The sequence below is a fragment of the Paenibacillus agricola genome (assembly GCF_011440305.1).
Lineage (GTDB): Bacteria > Bacillota > Bacilli > Paenibacillales > NBRC-103111 > Paenibacillus_S > Paenibacillus_S agricola.
Window position 1 is genome coordinate 1 of record NZ_JAAOIW010000069.1, and the last position, 1333, is coordinate 1333.

2 protein-coding genes are annotated in these 1333 nt (G+C 47.1%); both read right to left on the bottom strand.

Annotated features, from left to right (window positions below; translation table 11 throughout):
- Positions 1-992, bottom strand: a 992-nt coding sequence (locus G9U52_RS39050; protein WP_166158869.1) for an NAD(P)-dependent alcohol dehydrogenase, incomplete at its 3' end; no start/stop codon positions are given.
- Positions 993-1000: 8 nt separating this feature from the next.
- Positions 1001-1126, bottom strand: a complete 126-nt coding sequence (locus G9U52_RS41250) for a hypothetical protein (protein WP_279538872.1) — start codon at positions 1124-1126, stop codon at positions 1001-1003.
- Between the last annotated feature and the right edge of the window lie 207 nt (positions 1127-1333).

Here is a 1333-nt window from a genome sequence, read left to right on the forward strand (position 1 = left end):
AGGATGCGCTCGTACGCTTCGTCTACTTGGTCAGCACGGATCACCTCAATTTTAGGGGCAATGCCGTGTTGAGCGGCGAAGTCGAGCATCTCTTGCGTTTCCGGAATTCCGCCAACGAGGGAACCGGCAATACTGCGACGGCTCAGGATTAAGGAGAACACGTTGTATTGACTTGGCTCGGCTGGTGCACCGACATTTACAAGCGTTCCATCTACGCGAAGCAGCGATAAATACGCATCAACGTCAATATTGGCGGACACGGTGTTTAAGATTAGGTCGAAACGACCAGCCAATGTAGTGAATGTTGCGGGATCATTGGTCGCAAAGTAATGATCTGCGCCAAAGCTCAGAGCTTCGCTTTCCTTATTCCTGGATCGACTCAAGACCGTTACTTCGGCGCCCATGGCATGCGCAAACTGAATCGCTACGTGACCAAGTCCGCCCATTCCCAAAATGGCAACCTTCTTGCCTGGGCCGGCGTTCCAGTGTTTCAAGGGAGAGTACGTGGTGATGCCTGCACACAATAGAGGACTTGCGACATCCAAATCCAGACTGTCCGGAATACGGACAACGAACCTTTCCGTTACAACGATTTTTTGGCTATATCCGCCGTATGTTGGGTTACCGTCGTAGTCTAACGAATTATACGTTGCGACGACCCCTTTCGTACAAAATTGCTCCTCGCCTTTCAGGCAATATTCGCACTCACCGCAGGAGTCAACATAGCAACCTACGCCAACGCGCTCGCCGACAGCAAATTTCATAACTTCCGATCCAACTGCTGTTACGACTCCGGCGATTTCGTGGCCAGGAACCATCGGGAAGATTCCGCCGGTCCATTCACCGTGTGCGCTATGAATGTCGGAGTGACAAATGCCGCTAAACTTAATCTCGATTAAGACGTCGTCCGGCCGTAATGGTCTCCGCTGAATCGTAGTCTTTTCAAATGGCGCTTTTGCACTTGGAACACTTAGAACACGGGTATTACACATGTTTTTCACTACTCCTCCATTGTTTTGATCACATCAGGCAGCGGATTAGAGATCGTTTTCCCGTATCCGTTGCCGACAGGATAAATAATATCGATGTTTAATGTACTTCTGTATAATATTATAAACAGATTCATTAACCTTGCAATTGTCAGATCAACAGCATTTGTTAATTTATGAACAAATAAATTATAGATGTTAATTATCTTTTTATGAAACGAAAAAAGCTCAAGTACCCATACGGTTCTTGAGCTACATACCGATTACACATTTCTCTCTAGCAATGTCCCCAGTTGTTCTGCCAAGACATGATGGGGGACAGGCTTTTCATTAGTAAACCACCA

Bases quoted from the DNA above. Each gene is read 5' to 3' on its own strand.
- G9U52_RS41250 (WP_279538872.1), bottom strand. From the start codon at position 1,126: ATGAATCTGTTTATAATATTATACAGAAGTACATTAAACATCGATATT.